The following is a 19,715-nucleotide window of genomic DNA, read 5'->3' as shown; positions in this document are numbered from 1 at the left end:
ACCGGATCGCCGGGGTCGCATGACGTCGTGGCTCCTCATCGATCGGCTCAGCCGCTCCGTCGGCAGCGGGCCGACCGGGGCGCGCTCGGTACGATGACCGAGCCGACAGGGACAGGGAGACGTCATGACCACTCGGATGCGCCAGGGGCTGACCCTCTCCGAGGTACGGGAGCACGGTGAGCACATCCGGGAGCTCGGTCGTGCGAGCGGAGTGCGTGACATCCGCGTCTTCGGCTCCGTCGCCCGCGGCGAGTCCACCCCGAACAGTGATCTCGACCTGCTGGTCGACGTGGAGCCCGGGCGGGGATACCTGGACCTCACGGCGTTCGCACTCGGCGTCGAGGACACGTTGGGGGTCCTCACCCAGGTCGTGACCGTCAACGGGATCAAGCAGCGCCTCCGCGATCGTGTGCTCGCGGAGGCGGTGCCGGTGTGACGACACGGGGTGTCGTAGCCTGCGACGGTGGGGGCCCGCGTGCCTCGGCGTGACCGCGAGCGGATCGCCGACATGGTGGAGGCGACGGAGAAGATAGCTGTACGGGTCGCCCGTGGTCGGGAACGGTTCGACGCCGACGAGGATCTGCAGATCGTTCTCACACACCTGGTGCAGGTTCTCGGCGAGGCCGCGGCGCGGGTCAGCGAGCAGACGACCCTGGCGAATCCGGAGGTGCCGTGGCGGGCTCTGGCCGGGATGCGGAACCGCGTCGTGCACGAGTACTTCGAGATCGATCTCGAGATCCTCTGGTCCGCCGTGTCCCGAGAGGTCCCTGCACTGGCCGTCCGGCTGCGCGCGATACGGGACCCCGAGGGCTGCTGACCCGGAGCCGTGCCGGTCACGTCGAGGGCGGCACGTACGCTCGTCGCCGGGTGGCACAGATCCGCGACCGAACCCGAATCCAGGACGGCAATGCGCTTCTTCTACGACACCGAGTTCATCGAGGACGGCACGACGATCGACCTGGTGTCGATCGGCATCGTCGGCGAGGACGGACGCGAGTTCTACGCCGTGTCCACCGAGTTCGACCCGGACCGGGCCGGCAAGTGGGTGCGGGCCAACGTGCTGCCCAAGCTGCCCCCGCCCAGCGACCGCGCCTGGATGTCACGCGCCCGGATGCGGGAGGAGATCCTCGACTTCTGCACCGGTGCACCCGGCGACGTCGAGCTGTGGGCCTGGATCGCCGCCTACGACCACGTGGCGCTGTGCCAGCTGTGGGGCGCGATGCCCGCGCTGCCCCGGCCGATCCCGCGCTTCACCCGCGAGCTGCGCCAGCGGTGGGAGGACGCGGGCCGCCCGGCGCTCCCGCCACCGCCCGCCGAGGCGCACGACGCGCTCGCCGACGCCCGGCACAACCTGCGTCGCTGGGAAGTCATCGCCGAGACCCTCGCCACGGGGGCCGCGCCCCGGTGACCGAGGACCGCGGCCTAGTCTGGGTCGCGTGAACTGGTCCGTCGACGCGCCGATCGACGTCCTCCCGGAGCTGCCGCCGCTGCCCGCGGACCTGCGCTCCGCGCTGGACGACGCGCTCTCCCGCCCCGCCGCCCAGCAGCCCGAGTGGCCCGACCCGTCCCAGGTGGGCGGCGTGCGGAAGGTGCTGGAATCCGTCCCGCCGGTGGTGCTGCCGCCGGAGGTGGACCGGCTGCAGTCCCGCCTCGCCGACGTCGCGAACGGCGAGGCGTTCCTGCTGCAGGGCGGCGACTGCGCCGAGACCTTCGTCGACAACACCGAGCCGCACATCCGGGCGACGATCCGCACCCTGCTGCAGATGGCCGTCGTGCTGACCTACGGCGCCTCGATGCCGGTGGTGAAGGTCGGGCGCATCGCCGGGCAGTACGCCAAGCCGCGCAGCTCCCCGGTCGACGCGGCCGGGCTGCCGTCCTACCGGGGCGACATCGTCAACGGGCTCGCCCCGGACCCCGCGGGCCGGATCCCGGACCCGTCGCGGATGGTGCGTGCCTACGCGAACGCCTCGGCGGCGATGAACCTGGTCCGCGGCCTGACCGCGACCGGGCTGGCCGACCTGTCCAAGGTGCACGACTGGAACAAGGACTTCGTCCGCACCTCCGCGGCGGGCGTGCGCTACGAGGCCGTGGCCGCCGAGATCGACCGCGCGGTCCGCTTCATGGACGCCTGCGGGGTGCGCGACCACAACCTGCACCAGGTCGAGTTCTACGCCAGCCACGAGGCGCTGCTGCTCGACTACGAGCGCGCCATGCTGCGCCTGGACCTGGAGCGCGACCCCACCGGCGGCGAGTCGCCGAAGCTCTACGACCTGTCCACGCACTTCCTCTGGATCGGTGAGCGCACCCGGCAGCTCGACGGCGCGCACGTCGCGTTCGCGGAGCTGCTGGCCAACCCGATCGGGATGAAGATCGGCCCGACGACGACGCCCGACCAGGCCGTCGAGTACGTCGAGCGGCTCGACCCGCACAACCGCCCCGGCCGGCTGTCGCTGATCTCCCGGATGGGCAACGACAAGGTCCGCGACGTGCTCCCGGCGATCGTCGAGAAGGTGACCGCCTCCGGGCACAAGGTCATCTGGCAGTGCGACCCGATGCACGGCAACACCCACGAGGCCTCGACCGGCTACAAGACCCGTCACTTCGACCGGATCGTCGACGAGGTGCAGGGCTTCTTCGAGGTGCACCGCTCGTTGGGCACCCATCCCGGCGGCATCCACGTCGAGGTCACCGGCGAGGACGTCACCGAGTGCCTCGGCGGCGCGCAGCGGATCTCCGACACCGACCTGGCCGGCCGGTACGAGACCGCCTGCGACCCGCGGCTCAACACCCAGCAGAGCCTGGAGCTGGCGTTCCTCGTCGCGGAGATGCTGCGCGGCTGAGCCGGTAGTCCTACGGTCGGTATCCCCCTCCTCGTCCGGTTGAATCCCTCTCGACCGGTTCCGACGGAGGGGGAGTCCCGTGCGACGACGACGGCTGGGAGGAGCCGGCGCGATGCTGCCGGCGCTGCTGCTGGCGGTACTGCCGGTGGCAGGCTGCGGTAGCGGTACGACGACGGCGGCGTCGGGCGGGGCGTCCTCGGCGCCCCGGTGCGCGGCGCCGGCCGATGCTCCCGCCCCGGTCCCGCCGACGGCGGCGGCGCCGGGCGCGGTCGGGCAGCGGCTCACCCTGGGCCGGGATGCCCGCACGGTGCTGGCACTCGCGCTGTCCGCCGACGGGAACCTGCTCGTCGCCGGAGACCGCTCCGGCCGGGTCACGCTGTGGGACCGCGCCGCCGGGGCCGCGGTCTGCGAGCTCCCCGGGGAGCCCGGCACCGCGGTCAACGACGTCGCCCTGAGCCCGGACGGGCGCACGGTGGCGTCGGGATCCGACCGCGGCGCGGTGCGGCTCCACGACCTGGGTGGCGGAGCCCCGGTGGAGCTCCCCGGCCACGACGGCGACGTCGAGGCGGTCGCGTTCGCCCCGGACGGTGCGACCCTGGTGACCGGCGCCGACGACGACACGGTCCGCTTCCACGCGCTGCCCGGCGGGGACCCCGGCCCGGTCGTCGCCGTCCCGGACACCGCCCGCGCGCTGGCCTGGTCCCCGGACGGCGGGACGGTCGCGGTCGGGACCGACGGCGCCGTCGTGCTCGTCGGCGCCGACGGCACCCCGGGCGCGACCCTGGACACCGGTGACGGGTCGGCGGTCAACGGCGTCGCGTTCGCCCCGGACGGCGAGCTGGTCGCCGCCGCCACCGACGGCGAACGGGTCCACCTGTGGCGGACCTCCGACGGCGCACCGGTGCGCGTGCTCACCGGGCCGGTCAACTACCTGCAGGCCGTCACCTTCACCCCGGACGGGTCCCGGGTGGTCGCCACCGGCAACCAGGGCGGGCTGTGGGTGTGGGACACCACGACCGGCGGGGTGGTCGAGCGGATGCAGAACCGGGGTGCCGGCTTCGACGTCGCCGTCACCCCGGACGGGCGGCACGCGGTGTCGGGGTCGAGCGGGGAGATCTGGACCTGGTCGCTCGGCTGAGCGGCCCGGCCGGCTCAGCCGCCGGTGCTGGCCCGGACCGCGAGGCGCGACGGCAGCCGGGGGGTCCCGGCGCCGTCGCCGTCCCCGGCGAGCACCCCGGTCAGCCGCTGCGCCGCGGCCCGGCCCAGCTCCTCGGCGGGCAGCGCGACGCTGGTCAGCGGCGGCGCCGTGACCTGCGAGTAGGGCAGGTCGTCGAACCCGGCGACGGCGATGTCGTCCGGCACGGCCAGCCCGAGCCGGTGCGCGGCGGTCAGGACGCCGTAGGCCATCGTGTCCGCCGCCGCGACGACCGCGGTCGCCCCGGCCGCCCGCCAGCGGGGCAGCGCCTCGGCGCCGACGTCGGCGGCGGCGTCGAGGGTCAGCCCGGCCCGGGTGCCGTCGTCGAGGACCCGCAGGCCGTGCTCGGCGGCGACCCGGCCCAGCAGCTCGCGGCGCACGGTGAAGGTGGCCGAGGGGGTCGACCCCTCCAGGTAGGCGAGCACCGTGTGACCCGCCGCGGCGAGGTGCGCGACGAGCGCGCGCACGCCCGGCTCCAGGTCGAACGTCACGGTGGCCGCGCGCCCCTCGAACCCCGGGGCGTCCATCAGGACCAGCGGCGGGCCGCCCGCCTCCAGGTCGTCGAGGAACGTCGGGGACGGTGCGTGCACCAGCAGCCCGGCCGGGCGGAAGGCCGCGACCCGGCGGACGTCGTCGGCGCCGGGTTGCTCGCCGCCCTCGATCACCGACAGCATCAGCTGGTGCCTGCTGCCCAGCGCCTCCCGGATCCCGGTGGTGACCCGCCCGAAGTAGGGGTTGGGGAGGTCGGGGGCGAGCAGGACGACGAGATCGGTGGTGCCGCGGGCGAGCGAGCTCGCCGCGTGGTCGACCACGTAGCCCAGCTCGTCCACCGCCGCCCGGACCCGCTCGGTGATCACCGCGGACACCCGCCCGCGCGACTTGCCGTTCACCACCAGCGACACGGTGGACACGCTCGTCCCTGCCCGCCGGGCCACCATCGCCGCGGTCACCCGCCGGCCCACCGGTCCTGCCATCGGCAGAGCGTACCCGGACGCGCCACACATCAAGCGCTTGACGTCATACGCTTGACAGGTCACAGTCGACACGTCCCGGAGCACCCGGGCCACCGCGACGACGAAGTGGGACACCGGAGATGACCGAGAAGATCGTCCTGGACTGCGATCCGGGGCACGACGACGCCATCGCGCTGCTGCTCGCCCACGGCGACCCGCGGATCGAGCTGCTCGCCGTCACCACGGTCGTCGGGAACCAGACGCTGGACAAGGTCACCCGCAACGCGCTCTCGGTGGCGACCCTGGCCGGGATCACCGGAGTGCCGTTCGCGGCCGGGGCCGACCGCCCGCTGCTGCGCGAGATCGCCGTCGCCGCCGACATCCACGGCGAGACCGGGCTGGACGGCCCCGAGCTGCCCGAGCCGACGTTCGCCGCCGTCGACACGCACGCCGTCGACCTCATCGTGGAGACCGTGCTCGCCCACGAGCCGGGCACCGTCACCCTGGTCCCCACCGGCGGGCTCACCAACATCGCCCTCGCCGCCCGGCGCGCCCCGGAGATCGTCGCGCGGGTCAAGCGGGTGGTGCTCATGGGCGGTGGCGTCGCCGTCGGCAACCGGACCCCGGTGGCCGAGTTCAACATCGCCATCGACCCCGAGGCCGCCGCGATCGTGTTCGAGGCGGGCTGGGAGGTGGTCATGGTCGGGCTCGACCTGACCCACCAGGCGCTGGCCGGTCCCGAGGTGCGCCGCGCGATCCGCGCCGTCGGGACCGGTCCGGCGCGCTTCGTCGACGAGCTGCTGGACTTCTTCGCCGCCACCTACCGTGACGTGCAGGGCTTCGACGCCCCGCCGGTGCACGACCCGTGCGCCGTCGCCCACGTCATCGACCCGACGATCGTGCGGGCGTTCCCGATGCCGATCGTCGTCGAGACCGCGGGCCGGCACACCACCGGCATGACGGTCGCCGACCGGCGCGGCCCGGCACCGGAGGGCTGCCGCACCCACGCCGCGCTGGAGCTCGACCACGGCCGCTTCTGGGAGCTCGTCGTGCAGGCGCTGCGGACCATCGGCGACCCCGCCGGGGCCACCCTCGCCGCGGCGGCGGGGCGCACCGCATGACCACCCCGACCGCCGCCCGGTCCTCACGCTCGTCGTGGCCGTGCTGGCCGCCTGCGTGGCGTTCCAGCTCAACGCCTCGATGCTGAGCCCCGCCCTGGTCACGATGGCGCGCGAGCTGGGCACCGACGACGCGACCGTCGGTCTGTCCCAGACGATGTTCTTCACCCTCGCGGCGATGTTCTCGCTGTTCCTGCCGCGTCTGTCCGACATCGTGGGCCGCCGGCGGGTGCTGCTGGCGATGCTGGCCGTCATGCTGGTCGGCAGCGTCGTCGCCGCGCTCGCGGTGGACGTCGGGATGCTGCTCGCGGGCCGGATGCTGCAGGGCGTCACCGGCCCGGTCGTGCCGATCTGCCTGCTGGTGCTGCGCAGCGAGATCGCCGACCCGCGCCGCTACGGCGTCGTGCTCGGCCTGATCACCGCGGTCAACGGCGGCGTCGCGGGCCTCGACGCGCTGCTCGGTGGGTGGCTGGCCACCCACCACGGCTTCCGGTCCATCTTCTGGGTCATCGCCGGGGTCACGGTGGTCGCGCTGGTGCTCGTCGCGGTGTGGGGCGTGGAGTCCCGGCCCTCGGCGGGCACCCGGATGGACTGGCGCGGGGTGGTGCCGCTGGTCGTCGCCGTCGGGGCGCTGCTGCTGGCCTTCGACGAGGCCGGTGCGCTGGCCGACGCGCGCTGGGCGCTGGTGGGCGCCTACGTGCTGCTCGCCGCGGTCGCCGCGGTCGCGTTCTGGTGGCTGCAGGGCCGCACCGCCGAGCCCCTGGTCGCCCCCGCCGACCTGCGCCGGCGCGCCACCTGGGCGACGCTGGGCACCACGCTGCTGACCATGACCGGGGTGTTCGCCGTGGTGAACGGCCTGGTCGCCTCGATCGCGCAGAACGCGACGGCCGGGTTCGGGCTGGCGGCCGACGTCACCGCGCTGGCGCTGCTCGCCCCGTACGCGCTGATCGGCTGGCTGGTCGGGCCGTTCGCCGGGCGCCTGGCCCCGGTGCTCGGCTACCGCACGGTGCTGCGGGTCGGGCTGGGCGGCAGCGTCGTCGCCACCGTCGTCCTGGCGCTGGTGGGGGTGCACTCGTTCACCGTGCTGGTGGTCGCGACGCTGCTGCTCGGCATCACCTACGCCGGCATCGCCAACATCATGCTGAACGGGCTGGGCGTGCTGCTCTCGCCCGCCGACCGGCCCGGGACACTGCCGGGGCTCAACGCGGGCGCGTTCAACCTCGGCGCCGGGATCAGCTTCGTGGTGCTGCCCGCGGTGCAGGTCGCCGTCGGCGGGGCGGAGCAGGCCGGGGTCGGCGGTTACACCGCGGGGATGCTCACCGGTGCCGCCTGCACCGCGCCCGCGCTCGCGCTGTCGCTGCTCATCCCGCGCCCCGCCGCCGCCGAGACGGCCGGCGCGTCGGACCTGGCGGACGCCCGATGAGCCGCGTGCTGGTGGTCGGCTCGCTCAACGCCGACCTGGTGGTGCGCACCGAGCGCTTCCCCGGGCCGGGGGAGACCGTCGCCGGGGCCGACCTCACCACCGGTCCCGGCGGCAAGGGGGCCAACCAGGCCGTCGCCGCCGCCCGGCTCGGCGCGCGCGCCGGCGTCGCGGTTGCGATGGTCGGCGCGATCGGCGACGACGACCACGGCCGCACGGTGCGCGACGCCGTCGCCGCGGCCGGGGCCGACGTCGCCGCGGTGGTGGTGCGCCCCGGCACGGCCACCGGCACCGCGGTCATCACCGTCGACGCCACGGGCGACAACACCATCGTCGTCTCGCCCGGCGCGAACGCCGGACTGGCCGCCGCCGACCTGCCCTCCTTCGACGACGTCGCGGTGCTCACCCTGTCGCTGGAGATCCCGACGCCGACGGTGCTCGCCGCCGCCCGGGCCGCCCGTGCGGCGGGGACCACCGTGCTGCTCAACCTCTCGCCCTCCGCCGCGGTGCCGCCGGAGCTGCTCGACGCGACCGACGTGCTCGTGGTCAACGAGCACGAGGCCGCGCTGCTGGGGGACCACCCGGTGGCCCGGTCGGTCGTGACCCGTGGGGCCGCGGGCTGCGAGGTCCACGACCCCGGACCCGACACCGTCACCACGGTCGAGGCGATGCGGGTCGACCCGGTGGACACCACCGGGTCGGGCGACGCGTTCCTGGCCGCCGTCGCCGTGCGTCTCGCCGCCGGGGACGACCTGGCCGACGCGGCCCGCTACGCCGTGCGCGCCGGTGCCCTCGCGGTGACCGTCGCCGGGGCGCAGCTGCCGGTCGTCGGTGAGGACGAGCGCCTGCGCTTCGGGCTGTAGGCGCCCGGACGCCGGTACCGTCCCGTCCTCCCCGGGCGTCCCCGGGGAGCGGATGCGGGGCTCAGAGGACGGTGAGGGTGATCGTGTCGCCCGGCTCGGCGTCGCCGCCCGCGCCCGGGTCCTGGCCGACGACGTGCCCGTCGCGACGGCCGAACGGGAAGCTGCGCTCCACGTCGACGTCGAAACCCTCCTGCCGCAGCAGCTCCGACGCCTCGTCCGCGCGCATGCCGATCACGAACGGCACCGACACGGGGGCCGAAGACTCCGCAGGCGGTGGGGGCGGTGGCGGGGCGGGCTCGGTGCCGCGGCTGGTCACCAGGGTGACCGGGGCACCGCCCGCCAGCCGCGTCCCGGCGGGCGGGTCGGTCCTGACGACCGCACCGGCAGGCACCTCGGTGCTGTACTCCGACGCGGTCGTGGACTGCACCGGGGTCAGCCCGGCGCGGCGCACCGCGTCCTCCGCGGTGTCCACGGCGCTGCCGGCGGGCACGTCGGGCACCGCGGGACGTCCGGTGGACACCACCAGGGTGACCGTGGTCCCGCGCAGCACCCGGGTCTGCGGTGCCGGGTCCACCTGCGCGACGAGGTCGGGCGCCACGTCGTCGTCGGCGCGTTCGGTGACCGTGGGCGTGAGATCGGAGTCGGCGACCAGCACGGTCGCCTGCTCGCGGTCCAGGCCGGTGACCGCGGGCATCGTGGTCCAGCGGCCCGAGCCGAGCCACCAGGCGCCCGTCCCGGCCAGCGCGGCCAGCAGCAGGAGCAGCACCATCCAGAGCGCGAACACCCGGCGGCCACGTCGGCGGCGCCCGGCGAGCTCCTCACGGGTCATCGGTTCCGGCTGGCCGGCCGGGGTGACGGCGGTGCCGTGCGCGCCACGACCGCGGGCCTGCACCCGGGTCCCGCCGGGGCCGGGGACGGCGGCGTCGAGCGGCCGGTGGCGCAGCGGGCCCGCGGGGAGGGTGGCGCCGTCGTCGGGCGGCGGGGGGCCCGGCGGGCGCGGTGTCGCCGTCCGGGGCAGTCCCAGCCGGTCGGCCATGTCCAGCAGCTCGCGCCGGAAGTGCTCGGCGTCGACCGGGCGCAGCTCCGGGTCCCGCGAGGTCGCCCGGGCGACGAGCGCGTCCACGGCAGGCGGCAGACCGGGGACCAGGGCCGAGGGCGGCGGCACGTCCTCGTTCACGTGCCGGTAGGCCACCGAGAGCGGGTTGTCGGCGGTGTAGGGCGGCTGCCCGGTCAGCATCTCGTAGAGCACGACCCCGGCGGCGTAGACGTCGCTGCGGCCGTCGGCCCGCCCGGACACGACCTGCTCGGGGGAGAGGTAGGCCATCGTCCCCAGGATCATCCCGGCGTGGCTGACGCCGGCCTCGGCGGCCGCGGTGAGCAGACCGAAGTCGGCCACCTTCACCTCGCCGCCGGAGGAGATCAGGACGTTCTCCGGCTTCACGTCGCGGTGCACCATGCCGAGCCGGTGCGCGCGGGCCAGACCGGCGAGGACCGGCTCCAGCACCCGCACCGCCGCGGGCAGCCCGAGGGCGCCACGGGCGCGCAGCACGTCACGCAGGGTGCCGCCGTCGACCAGCTCCATGACCACGAACAGACTGGCCTCGCCCAGCCGGCCCGCCGGGACGGTGCCCCGGTCGTAGACCGCGACGACCGACGGGTGGTCGATCCGGGCCGCCAGCCGCGCCTCGCGGTCGAACCGGGTCCGGAACGCCTGGTCCCCGGCCATCCTCGGGTCCATCACCTTGATCGCGACGGCGCGCTCGAGACGGGTGTCGGTGCCGTGGTGCACCGTCGACATGCCGCCGCGGGCCAGCACCGGGCCGACCCGGTAGCGGCCGTCGAGCAGCACCTCGGCGGGGCCGTCGGCGGCGAGCCGCCCGGCCCCACCCGGGGCGCCGGGATCGGCCGGACCGGACGGTGAGCTCATCGCGGGCCAGATTACCGGTGCGGATCCCGGTGCCCGCGCAGGTGGTCGGCGTCGGAGCCCGCCGGGCGGCGCGGTCCGGCGGGCGTCGGCACCGACCGGCGCGGTGTGGGACAGTGTCCGGCTGTGAACGAGTCCCTCCCCGCCGCTGTCACCGACGAGACGCTGAGCGTCGCCGAGGTGGCCGACCGCCTGTCGATCCCCGTCTCCCGGGTGCACCAGCTCGTCCGCGACGGGCAGCTCCTGTCGTTCAAGAACGGGCACGACGTGGTCGTCCCGACCGCCCTGCTCGACCAGGGCGGCGTCGTGCGCGGACTGCCCGGCACCATCGTCGTCCTCCGCGACGGGGGCTACGACGACGACGCCATCCTGACCTGGCTGTTCACCGAGGAGGAGTCGCTGCCCGGCGCCCCGATCGCCGCGCTGCGGGCGGGCCGGCACAAGGAGATCAAGCGCCGCGCCCAGGCCATGGCCTTCTGACCCACCGACCCGCGCCCCGTTACCTTCTTGATCAAGCCCGCTGAGGGCTTGCAGGCCGCCGGCCGCGGTATGACTGACTGCCCCTGTCGCCCGATGATCTGGGGGGTGTTGTCGCCGTGGCCGGAGGGCGCCAACGACCGCTGATAGAGACCTGACCCGTGTGGTCTGCTCGTAACGTGGCTGCCGGCGCGGGTGCTCGTGGTCGGCCTGCCGCGACGAGAAGGGAGCGGCGGTTGCCCGATCCTGACCAGCACCCGACCGGGTTCGCGGTGTTCTGCGGCCCGGACGTGGGCAAGTCCGAACACCACGCCTGCGCGGTCGACACCAACGGGAAGCGGGTGCACGACAAGGCCCTGCCCAACGACGAATCGGCGCTGCGCACCGTGCTGTCCGGGCTGGCCGAGCACGGCGCGGTGCTGATGGTCATCGACCAGCCCGCCTCGATCGGAGCGCTGGCCATCGCCGTCGCTCGTGATCTGGGGATCACGGTGGCCTACCTGCCCGGGCTGGCGATGCGCCGCATCGCCGACCTGCATCCCGGGCAGGCCAAGACCGACGCCCGCGACGCCCACGTGATCGCCGAGGCCGCCCGGACGATGCCGCACACCCTGCGCCGGGTCGGCACCGACGACGAGACCCTCGCCGAACTCACTGTGCTCGCCGGTTACGACGATGACCTGGCTGGGCAGAGCACCCGGCTGACGAACCGGCTGCGCGACGCCCTGCTGCATGTTCATCCCGCCCTGGAACGCCTGCTCGGGCCACGCCTGGACCGCGGTGGCGTGCTCGACCTGCTCGCGGCCGCGCCCACCCCGCAAGCCCTGCGAGAGCTCGGCGCTGACGGGATCGCCGAGACGATGCGGGCCCGGTCGCCTCGACTGGCCCGCACCCTTCCCGCCCAGATCCTGACCTCGCTCGACGCCCAGAGCCTGACCGTTCCCGGCACGGCCGCGTTCGCCCGTGTCATCACCGGCGTCGCCGGGCAGCTGCGCCAGGTCCACACCGAACGCGACCAGCTCGCCGACGAGCTCGAAGCCCGCCTGGAGGCCCACCCTCTTGGACCGGTCCTGACCTCGATGCCCGGACTCGGGGTCAGGACCGCCATCAAGATCCTCACCATCGTCGGCGACGGCTCCGGGTTCCCCACCGCCGGGCACCTCGCCGCTTACGCCGGCCTCGCCCCAGTCACCCGCCGCTCCGGCACCTCGATCAAAGGCGAAACCCGATCCCAGCGCGGCAACCACGCCCTGAAATCCGCGCTGTTCCTGTCCGCATTCGCCGCCCTGGCCGACCCCGCCAGCCGCGCCTACTACGACCGCAAACGAGCCGCCGGCAAACGACACAACGCCGCCCTGATCTGCCTCGCCCGACGCCGCACCGACGTCATCTACGCCATGCTCCGCGACCGCCGCCCCTACAACCCGCCCACGGTCAACAACCCCGATCCAGAACTCGCCGCCGCTTGACGAACCCATAGAGACACCCCCCGGCTCCGCCCGGATCCATCACCCCCGGCCCGCGTCCGTCGCGCCCTCGCCCGGCTCCGTCACGCCCCGCGTCCCCGTCGTGCCCCGCCCGGGCCCGTCGTGCCCCGCCCGGGCTGCACGAGCGGGCCTTCCGTACGAACCTTTCGTACGAGCGGCCCGTTCGTGCGGGGGCGCGGGCGCGGTGCCCACGCCGCCCTGCCTGTCGCAGTGATGCCCGGCTCGTCGCCGTGATGCCCGGCCCGCCGCCCACGCCGCCCGGCCCGGGGTCGGGGTGCCCGACCCTGGGCCACACGAGCGGGCCCTTCGTACGAACCTTTCGTACGAGCAGCCCGCTCGTGCGGGGCGTGGGCGCCGTGTGCGGAGTCGCGTGGCGCGGGCGCCGTGTGCGGAGTCGCGAGGCGTGGCGCGGCGTGGGCGCGGTGTGGGCGCGGTGTGGCGTGCGGGGCCGGGCCGGTCAGCCCCGGGAGGGGCGGACGCGGTCGCGGGCCAGCTGGGTCCCGCGGGCGGCGAGCGCCCGGCCGAGCCGGGGGAGCGCGACGGCGGCCCGGCGCCGGTTCGGCACCGCGACCCGGCGGGTCAGCACGTCGTAGCCCGCGTCGGCGATCTCGTCGAGGATCCCGGCGTACAGCACCCTGGCGGCGCCGACACAGGCCCGCGACACCGGTTCCAGCATCGGGATGCCCGGGTCGGCCCGCCGGTAGGTGGCCCGTGTACGGGCGACCAGGTGGGCCAGCGCGCGGCGGATGCGCGGGTCCGGCCGCCCGGTACGCCTGCTCCAGGCCAGCAGCTCGCGGTCGACGCCGAACGCGGCGAGCTCGTCGGCGGGCAGGTACACCCGGCCGCGGTCGAGGTCCTCGCCGACGTCGCGCAGGAAGTTGGTGACCTGGAACGCCACGCCCAGCAGCGCGGCGTGCGGCTCGGCCTCCGCGCGCGGGACGACGGTCCCGAGCACCGGCAGGGTCTGCAGCCCGATCACCGCGGCGGAGCCGTGCACGTAGACGGCCAGTTCGTCGTCGGTGGCGTAGTCGGTGACGGTGAGGTCCATCCGCATCGAGACCATGAAGTCCCGGAACAGCGACGCCGCGAGGTCGTGGCGGCGGGCGGTCTCGGCGACGGCGAGCACCTCGGGCCTGCTGCCCGGCAGCGGCGACCCGGCCAGCGCGGCCTCCAGCTCGGCGTCGAGGGCGTCGAGCCGGGTGTGCGGGTCCCCGCCGCCCGCCCCGTCGGGGTCGTCGACGATCTCGTCGGCGAAGCGGGCGAAGCCGTAGAGCGCGTGGATGTCGACCCGCCGGGCCGGGGGCAGCAGCCGCGTCGCGAGGAAGTAGGTGCGTCCGTGCTCGGCGTGCAGCGCGCGGCAGGCCGCGTAGGCGGCCCGCAGCTGCGGGTCGGTCAGGCCGGCGGCGTCGAGCTCGACGCGTCCGGCCCGCTCAGCCGCGGAGGACCGCATCGTCGGCGGGGGTGCTCGGGGATGCCGCCGGGGCCGCGGTCGCGCGGCGCAGGCCCAGCGGGTCCGGGCGCAGCAGCGACACCGCGGCCAGCGCGGCGGCCAGCGCGCACACCAGCAGGTAATGCGGCACGTACAGGGCGGTCTCGCCGTCCGGGAAGTACACGATCATCAGCCAGATCGAGCCCGCGACGACCCACTGCAGCCCGCGCGCGCTCCACGGGGTCATGGCGAGCAGGCAGAATCCCCAGCTCAGGTACCACGGCAGCGTGGTGGGGGACAGCACGGCGGCGAGCGCGAGGGCGATCGCGGCGTTGCGTACCGCGGCCCGCGGATCGTCGCGGCCGCGCCACCACAGCAGCGCGATGAGCAGGCCCATCACCACCGCGCCGACGAACCGCGACGTGTCGACGAACGCCTGGGTGTTCACGTCCTCGGCGAACATCCCGGCCACGCTCGCGGTCGCCTGTCCGACGGCGGTGGGCACCGACAGCCAGTTCACGATCATCGACGGCGCGCTGAGCGCGGGCAGCCAGCCCAGCCCGAACCCGGTGAGCCAGGTCGCCCCGCCGAACACGACACCGAACACGGTCACCGACGGCACGCCGGCCCGGACCAGCCGCGACCAGAACCCGCCCGACAGCCCCGCCGCCCACACCAGCACCAGGAACGGCAGCACGATCCCGGCGGAGGCCTTCACCGCCATCGCCAGCGACGCGACGGCGATCGCCCACACGAACCGCCGGCGCAGCGCCAGCAGCGCCGCGAGCGGCAGCAGCCCGACGACGAGCAGGTCGTTGTGCACCCCGCCGACCATGTGCACGACCATCACCGGGTTCGCCACGGCGAGCCACAGCGCGACCGCGGGCCGCCCGCCGAGCCGCCGGGTCAGCGCGGGCAGCACCGCGACGAGCAGCGCCAGCCCGGTGACCAGGGTCAGCCGCATCAGGACGACGCCGAGCAGCACGTTCTGGCCGGCCAGCAGGACCACGCCCTGCGCCAGCAGGATGAACAGCGGCCCGTACGGGGCGGGGGTGTCCTGCCAGAAGAAGTGCACGTTGTCGGTGAAGATCCCGCCCATGGTGTCCGGGCCGACGACGTACGGGTCGTACCCGGCCAGCGGCAGCGCGCCCTGGGCGAGGTAGCTGTAGGGGTCGCGGGTGAACAGCGGCGCGGTGACGAGCATCGGCAGCATCCACACCGCCGCCGTCGTCAGCACGGCGCGGCCGCCGGCGCGGCGGGCGAGGACCGCGCGCCCCAGCCGCACCCATGCCCACACCATCAGCACCAGGCCGGTGTAGATCACGATCGTCGCGAGCATCGCGCCGTGGCCGTAGCGCCAGAACGACAGCGCCGAGTTGCCGATCACCGGGTCCCGCATCGGGATCCCGCCGCCGCCGAACGAACCGAGGAACATCAGCACGGTCCCGGCCAGCCCGAGCAGCAGGACCCCCCGCGGTGGCGAGCCGAACCGCTCGGCGAACCCGGGGGCCGCGGGCCGCGGGACGGGCGGCGGGGGCACGACCGCGCCCGCGCCGGGGCCCGGCGTCACCGGTCCGGGTGCGGCCGGGCGGGGGAGCGGGGGCGAGGGCTGAGCCGTCATCGTGTCCGTGTGTGCTGGTCGGGCATCGTCGGGAGCATGATTCCACGCCCCCCGGCACCCGCCTCCGCTGCCCCGTGTCAGCGCCCCGTGCGTGCGGCGGCCCCGCGCCCGGCGTGCTCGGCCGGGCGCGGACCGGTAATCCGTTCGGCCGCGAGCCGGCCGGAGATCAGTACCGGGGGGATCCCGACGCCCGGGGTCGTCCCGCAGCCGGCGAGCACCGCGTTCGCCGTCCCGCGGACCAGGTTGCGGGGCCGGAACGGACCGGTCTGGGCCAGCGTGTGCGACGCCGAGAACGGCGTCCCCGCGGCCATCCCGGCGGCCGCCCAGTCTTGCGGGGTCCACATCCGGGTCCAGCTCGGCTGCGCCGAGGAGTCCACCAGACCGCGGTCGGCGAGCACCCCGAACAGCTCCTCGGCGTAGGCCGGACCGACCCGGTCCCAGTCGATGCCGGGCGCCACCGCGGTGTTCGGGCAGGGCGCGAGCACGCTCATCACCTCGCGCCCGCCGGGCTGCAGCGACGGGTCGGTCAGCCCGGGCCGGGTGACCAGCAGCGACGGGTCGGTCATCAGCCGGCCCTCGTCGATGATCTCGCGGAAGGTCCCCGCCCAGGAGCCGCCGAAGGAGATCGTGTGGTGGTGCTGCGCGGTGCCGGGCGCCGGCGCGGGCATCCCGGCGTGCACGACGACGGCGCTCGGCGACCAGCGCAGCCCCACCGGGCGCCGCGGCGCGCCGCCGAGCAGCTCGTAGGCCGCGGGCAGCTCGGGTGTGAGCACGACGGCGTCGCACGGGGTCACGGACTCGTCGGCGCCGTCCGGCCCGGCGTGGCGGACCGCGGTCACCCGGTCCCCGGACCGGTCCAGGCCGGTCACGGTGCGCCCGTAGTGGATCTCGGCTCCCGCGTCGGCGGCGGCGCCGGCCAGCGCGGTGCCCATCATCCGCATGCCGCCGCGCGGGAAGTACACGCCCGCGATGGTGTCCATGTAGGCGATGACGCCGTAGGCACCGAGCGCGTCCCGGGGGGACACCCCGGCGTAGAGCGCCTGGAAGGAGAACACCCGCCGCAGCCGCTCGTCGGGCAGGAAGCGGTCGATCCGCTTCCCGAGCCTGCCGAACCCGCCGAGCGCGGCGAGGCGGGCCAGGTCCGGGCCGAGCAGCGACAGCGGCGAGTCCATGTTCGCGCCGATGAAGTTGTCCATCTCGGCGCGGTAGAGGTCGGTCAGCCAGCGGCGCAGCCGCCGGTACCCGGCAGCGGAGTCCGGGCCGCACTGCTCGCGGATCTCGTGCTCCATCGCGGCGGCGTCGGTGTGCACCGCGATCGCCGAGCCGTCGGCGAACTCGGCCCGGTAGGCCGGGTCGAGCCGGACCAGGTCGAGCCGGTCGGAGGTCGTCTCGCCGACGGCGGCGAACGCCGCGTCCAGCAGCTCCGGCATGGTCAGCACGGTGGGGCCGGTGTCCAGGGCGTAGGTGCCGTGGTCGTCGGTGACGTCGAGCCGCCCGGCGCGCCCGCCGGGGAAGCTCTCCCGTTCGACCAGCGTGACGCGGCGGCCTGCGCCGAGCAGGTGCAGTGCCGTCGACAGTCCGGCCAGCCCCGCCCCGACGACGACGACGTGGTCGGCGTGCCCCTCGATCCGCCGCACCCCGCTCACCAGGCCCGCCGGGTCGCGCGCTCGGCCAGCTCGAACAGGTGCGACCGGCCCGGCTCGGCGACCGGCGCCGCGTCGAGCGCGTCCAGCGCGGAACCGGTCAGGGCCGCGATCCGCTGCTCCACCGCCTGCACCGCGCCCAGCTCCGACAGCGCGGAGCGGGCCCGGTCCAGGGTCGCCGCGTCGAGGTCGGGGTCGCCGAGAGCGCCGGTGACGACGTCCGCGGCGGCGCGGTCCCCACGCTGCTCGGCGCGCTGCAGCGCCGCGGCGACCAGCAGGGTCCGCTTGCCCTCGCGCAGGTCGTCGCCCGCGGGCTTGCCGGTGACCCGGGGGTCGCCGAACACCCCGAGCAGGTCGTCGCGCAGCTGGAAGGCGACGCCGATGTCGGCGCCGTAGCGCCGGTAGCCCGCGACGACCCGCGGGTCGGCCCCGGCGATCGCCGCGCCCAGGTGCAGCGGCCGCTCCACGGTGTAGGCGGCGGTCTTGAACCGGTCGATCGTCAGCGCGGTCGACTCGGCGGTGTCCCCCGAGGCCTGCGCGAGGACGTCGAGGTACTGGCCCGACAGCACCTCGGTCCGCATCGCCCGCCACGGCTCGGCGGCGCGGGCGTGGGCCCCCTCGGGCAGCGCGGCAGCGTGGAACATGTCGTCGGCCCACACCTGGGCGAGGTCCCCGACCAGGATCGCGACCGCGGCGCCGAAGCGCGCCGGCGGTCCGGACCATCCGTTCGCGGCGTGCATCCGGGCGAACTCCACGTGCACGGTCGGCCGGCCGCGCCGGGTGGAGGAGGCGTCCATCAGGTCGTCGTGGACCAGGGCGCAGGCCTGGATCAGCTCCAGCGCGGCGATCGCGCTCAGCACGCCCTGGGCGTGCGGATCGGCCGGATCGCCGCCCGCGCCGCGCCAGCCCCACCAGGCGAACGTGGGCCGCAGCCGTTTCCCGCCACCCAGCACGAACCCGGCCAGGGCGTCGGCGGCCTGCACGACGACCGGGTCGATGCCCAGCACCTCGGTGCGGCGCCGGTCCAGGTAGCCGGCCAGCACCCGTTCCACGTGCTGGGGCAGTGCGTCGTCCAGCGGGGCCGGGCCCGCCGTGGACAGGCCCGGGGATCCGGACGGACCGGACGGTGCGGACACGGGGGAGACGGGGTCGGCCACGACGACCAGGCTATCGGTGCACCCGGGACCCGGCCCGTCGATGCCGTGGTGGTGCACGTCATGGCGGGGTGCGGGCGGTGCGCGGCGGTCGGTGGACGACCGACCGGCGGTGCGCACCGTAAGGTCGTCGGGGTGACGACGAGCTCCGCATCCACGGTGACCGAACGGATCAACGTCGACCGCCCCTTCTTCGCGGTGGAGTTCTTCCCGCCCAAGGACGACCGGGGCGAGGCGGAGCTGTGGCGCGCCATCCGCCGCCTGGAGGTGCTGGACCCGGCCTACGTGTCGGTGACCTACGGCGCGGGCGGCTCCAGCCGCGACCGCACCGTCCGCACGGTGGAGCGGATCGCCACCGACACGACGCTGTGCTCGATGGCGCACCTGACGGCCGTCTCGCACTCGACCGACGAGCTGCGCCACGTGATCGGGTCGCTGGCCGCCGCGGGCGTCCGCAACATCATGGCGCTGCGTGGCGACCCGCCCGGCGACCCGCTCGGCGAGTGGGTCGCCCATCCCGAGGGGCTCGAGTACGCCGACCAGCTCGTGGCGCTGATCAAGCGGTCCGGCCCCTTCTGCGTGGGCGTGGCCGCGTTCCCCTACGGCCACCCGCGCTCGGCCGAGCTCGAGACCGACACCGAGCGGCTCGTCGGGAAGTTCCGGGCGGGTGCGGAGTTCGCCGTCACCCAGCTGTTCCTGGAGCCCGAGGGCTTCCTGCGGCTGCGCGACCGGGTCGCCGCCGCCGGGTTCGACCAGCCGATCATCCCCGGCATCATGCCGCTGACCTCGGAGCGGACCTTCCACAAGGGGCCCGAGCTGTCCGGGTCGCCGCTGCCGGAGGCCCTGGTCGAGCGGCTCGCGCCGTACTCCGGTGACGCGGCCGCGTTCCGCGCCGCGGGGATGGACGTCACCGGCGAGCTGTGCGAACGGCTGCTGGCCGAGGGGGTGCCCGGCATCCACTTCTACTGCCTCAACCGCTCCACGGCGACGACCGAGCTGGTCGAGCGCCTCGGACTGGCGCCGCGCCACGAGGGCTCCCGGCTGTCCACCCCGGCCTGACGGCCCGCGGTCGCGTTCCGGCCCCCGCTCCCCGGCCCACACGCCGCACGTGCGGTCGGGGGGCTGCGCCGGGGCTCAGGCGGTGCGGACCAGGTGCAGGTCCGGAACCGGTCGGGCGCCGACCGGCCCCACGTCGGCCCAGGTCGTCTTGCCGCCGCGGTGCCGGCTCACGCCCCAGCGCTGGGACAGCCGCCCGACGATCTGCAGACCGCGCCCGCGCAGCGCCGACGGGTCGTGGGGCTGCTCGCGGCCACGCACGACCGAGCCGTCGCGGACCCGCAGCCGCACGGCGCCGTCGCGGACCCGGGCGGTCACCAGCATCGGGGTGTGGGCGTGGTCGACACCGTTCGCGACCAGCTCGTGCAGCACCAGCGTGGCGTCGCCCACGGTGAGGTCGTCCACGAGCGGTGTCAGGAACCGTGCCAGCCCGTGCCGGGCCGCGCGGCACGCCGCCGCATCCGGCTGCACCCTCAGGATCCAGGACTGTGCGGTCATCACGCCGCCCCCTCCACGTCCTGCCGGGCCTGCCCGC

18 protein-coding genes are annotated in these 19,715 nt (G+C 75.3%); 11 read left to right on the top strand and 7 right to left on the bottom strand.

Annotated features, from left to right (window positions below):
- The first annotated feature begins 124 nt into the window (after nt 1-124).
- The 5 genes from KPF47_RS22210 (at nt 125) to KPF47_RS22190 (ending at nt 3,978) form a co-directional block, all read left to right on the top strand.
- On the top strand, nt 125-436 hold the full coding sequence (locus KPF47_RS22210; RefSeq protein ID WP_224390788.1) for a nucleotidyltransferase family protein: 312 nt from the start codon (nt 125-127) through the stop codon (nt 434-436).
- A 39-nt stretch (nt 437-475) separates the two neighbouring features.
- On the top strand, nt 476-817 hold the full coding sequence (locus KPF47_RS22205; protein WP_224390787.1) for a HepT-like ribonuclease domain-containing protein: 342 nt from the start codon (nt 476-478) through the stop codon (nt 815-817).
- A gap of 90 nt (nt 818-907) precedes the next feature.
- Nucleotides 908-1,408: a polyadenylate-specific 3'-exoribonuclease AS gene (locus tag KPF47_RS22200; protein ID WP_020626438.1), complete on the top strand. Its 501-nt coding sequence runs from the start codon at nt 908-910 to the stop codon at nt 1,406-1,408.
- Nucleotides 1,409-1,436: 28 nt separating this feature from the next.
- A complete protein-coding gene (locus tag KPF47_RS22195; RefSeq protein WP_224390786.1) occupies nt 1,437-2,840 on the top strand; it encodes a class II 3-deoxy-7-phosphoheptulonate synthase in 1,404 nt (467 codons plus the stop codon).
- Between the two features lie 112 nt (nt 2,841-2,952).
- Complete coding sequence (locus KPF47_RS22190) at nt 2,953-3,978, top strand: WD40 repeat domain-containing protein (RefSeq protein WP_224390785.1); 1,026 nt, start codon at nt 2,953-2,955, stop codon at nt 3,976-3,978.
- A gap of 14 nt (nt 3,979-3,992) precedes the next feature.
- On the opposite strand, the gene KPF47_RS22185 is transcribed toward KPF47_RS22190, so the two are convergent.
- Entirely contained in the window at nt 3,993-5,009 is a 1,017-nt protein-coding gene (locus KPF47_RS22185; RefSeq protein ID WP_224390784.1) for a LacI family DNA-binding transcriptional regulator, read from the bottom strand.
- A 119-nt stretch (nt 5,010-5,128) separates the two neighbouring features.
- On the opposite strand from KPF47_RS22185, the gene KPF47_RS22180 reads away from it, so the two are divergent.
- The 3 genes from KPF47_RS22180 to KPF47_RS22170 are packed head-to-tail and all read left to right on the top strand — an operon-like array spanning nt 5,129 to nt 8,389.
- Nucleotides 5,129-6,109, top strand: a complete 981-nt coding sequence (locus tag KPF47_RS22180; RefSeq protein WP_224390783.1) for a nucleoside hydrolase — start codon at nt 5,129-5,131, stop codon at nt 6,107-6,109.
- A gap of 34 nt (nt 6,110-6,143) precedes the next feature.
- Nucleotides 6,144-7,529: an MFS transporter gene (locus KPF47_RS22175; protein ID WP_224390782.1), complete on the top strand. Its 1,386-nt coding sequence runs from the start codon at nt 6,144-6,146 to the stop codon at nt 7,527-7,529.
- Complete coding sequence (locus tag KPF47_RS22170; protein ID WP_224390781.1) at nt 7,526-8,389, top strand: ribokinase; 864 nt, start codon at nt 7,526-7,528, stop codon at nt 8,387-8,389. Before KPF47_RS22175 ends, KPF47_RS22170 begins: the two co-directional genes overlap by 4 nt.
- A 61-nt stretch (nt 8,390-8,450) precedes the next feature.
- Here the strand turns inward: KPF47_RS22170 and pknB are convergent, their stop codons facing one another.
- The gene (pknB, locus tag KPF47_RS22165) at nt 8,451-10,316 is read right to left on the bottom strand and encodes a Stk1 family PASTA domain-containing Ser/Thr kinase (protein WP_224390780.1); all 1,866 of its coding nucleotides are present in this window, start codon (nt 10,314-10,316) and stop codon (nt 8,451-8,453) included.
- A gap of 123 nt (nt 10,317-10,439) precedes the next feature.
- Between pknB and KPF47_RS22160 the strand changes: the two genes are divergently transcribed.
- Both KPF47_RS22160 and KPF47_RS22155 read left to right on the top strand, forming a co-directional pair.
- Nucleotides 10,440-10,793 (top strand): Rv2175c family DNA-binding protein, encoded by a 354-nt coding sequence (locus KPF47_RS22160; protein ID WP_224390775.1) that lies wholly within the window; start codon nt 10,440-10,442, stop codon nt 10,791-10,793.
- Nucleotides 10,794-11,026: 233 nt separating this feature from the next.
- Nucleotides 11,027-12,259, top strand: coding sequence for an IS110 family transposase (locus tag KPF47_RS22155; RefSeq protein ID WP_224389991.1), 1,233 nt, complete (start codon nt 11,027-11,029; stop codon nt 12,257-12,259).
- Nucleotides 12,260-12,734: 475 nt separating this feature from the next.
- Here the strand turns inward: KPF47_RS22155 and KPF47_RS22150 are convergent, their stop codons facing one another.
- The 4 genes from KPF47_RS22150 to KPF47_RS22135 all read right to left on the bottom strand — a co-directional run bounded on the left by KPF47_RS22150 (nt 12,735) and on the right by KPF47_RS22135 (nt 18,070).
- Nucleotides 12,735-13,727, bottom strand: coding sequence for a phytoene/squalene synthase family protein (locus KPF47_RS22150; RefSeq protein ID WP_224390773.1), 993 nt, complete (start codon nt 13,725-13,727; stop codon nt 12,735-12,737).
- Entirely contained in the window at nt 13,708-15,327 is a 1,620-nt protein-coding gene (mptB, locus tag KPF47_RS22145) for a polyprenol phosphomannose-dependent alpha 1,6 mannosyltransferase MptB (protein ID WP_224390771.1), read from the bottom strand. Before mptB ends, KPF47_RS22150 begins: the two co-directional genes overlap by 20 nt.
- A gap of 77 nt (nt 15,328-15,404) precedes the next feature.
- Entirely contained in the window at nt 15,405-16,964 is a 1,560-nt protein-coding gene (crtI, locus tag KPF47_RS22140; protein WP_224390770.1) for a phytoene desaturase family protein, read from the bottom strand.
- Nucleotides 16,965-16,969: 5 nt separating this feature from the next.
- The gene (locus KPF47_RS22135; RefSeq protein WP_224390919.1) at nt 16,970-18,070 is read right to left on the bottom strand and encodes a polyprenyl synthetase family protein; all 1,101 of its coding nucleotides are present in this window, start codon (nt 18,068-18,070) and stop codon (nt 16,970-16,972) included.
- Between the two features lie 189 nt (nt 18,071-18,259).
- Between KPF47_RS22135 and KPF47_RS22130 the strand changes: the two genes are divergently transcribed.
- Complete coding sequence (locus KPF47_RS22130) at nt 18,260-19,183, top strand: methylenetetrahydrofolate reductase (protein WP_224390769.1); 924 nt, start codon at nt 18,260-18,262, stop codon at nt 19,181-19,183.
- Nucleotides 19,184-19,258: 75 nt separating this feature from the next.
- Here KPF47_RS22130 and KPF47_RS22125 read toward each other — a convergent pair whose 3' ends face one another.
- Nucleotides 19,259-19,678 (bottom strand): ATP-binding protein, encoded by a 420-nt coding sequence (locus tag KPF47_RS22125; protein WP_224390766.1) that lies wholly within the window; start codon nt 19,676-19,678, stop codon nt 19,259-19,261.
- Between the last annotated feature and the right edge of the window lie 37 nt (nt 19,679-19,715).

Origin of the sequence: Pseudonocardia sp. ICBG1293, from assembly GCF_020131355.1 — a bacterium.
Lineage (GTDB): Bacteria > Actinomycetota > Actinomycetes > Mycobacteriales > Pseudonocardiaceae > Pseudonocardia.
This window is presented reverse-complemented; position numbering and strand designations above follow the sequence as displayed.

Coding starts and splice junctions, on each gene's coding strand:
- KPF47_RS22125 (WP_224390766.1), bottom strand. CDS start 19,678: ATGACCGCACAGTCCTGGATCCTGAGGGTGCAGCCGGATGCGGCGGCG.
- pknB (WP_224390780.1), bottom strand. CDS start 10,316: ATGAGCTCACCGTCCGGTCCGGCCGATCCCGGCGCCCCGGGTGGGGCC.
- KPF47_RS22200 (WP_020626438.1), top strand. CDS start 908: ATGCGCTTCTTCTACGACACCGAGTTCATCGAGGACGGCACGACGATC.
- KPF47_RS22170 (WP_224390781.1), top strand. CDS start 7,526: ATGAGCCGCGTGCTGGTGGTCGGCTCGCTCAACGCCGACCTGGTGGTG.
- KPF47_RS22150 (WP_224390773.1), bottom strand. CDS start 13,727: ATGCGGTCCTCCGCGGCTGAGCGGGCCGGACGCGTCGAGCTCGACGCC.
- mptB (WP_224390771.1), bottom strand. CDS start 15,327: ATGACGGCTCAGCCCTCGCCCCCGCTCCCCCGCCCGGCCGCACCCGGA.
- KPF47_RS22180 (WP_224390783.1), top strand. CDS start 5,129: ATGACCGAGAAGATCGTCCTGGACTGCGATCCGGGGCACGACGACGCC.
- KPF47_RS22190 (WP_224390785.1), top strand. CDS start 2,953: ATGCTGCCGGCGCTGCTGCTGGCGGTACTGCCGGTGGCAGGCTGCGGT.
- KPF47_RS22210 (WP_224390788.1), top strand. CDS start 125: ATGACCACTCGGATGCGCCAGGGGCTGACCCTCTCCGAGGTACGGGAG.
- KPF47_RS22185 (WP_224390784.1), bottom strand. CDS start 5,009: ATGGCAGGACCGGTGGGCCGGCGGGTGACCGCGGCGATGGTGGCCCGG.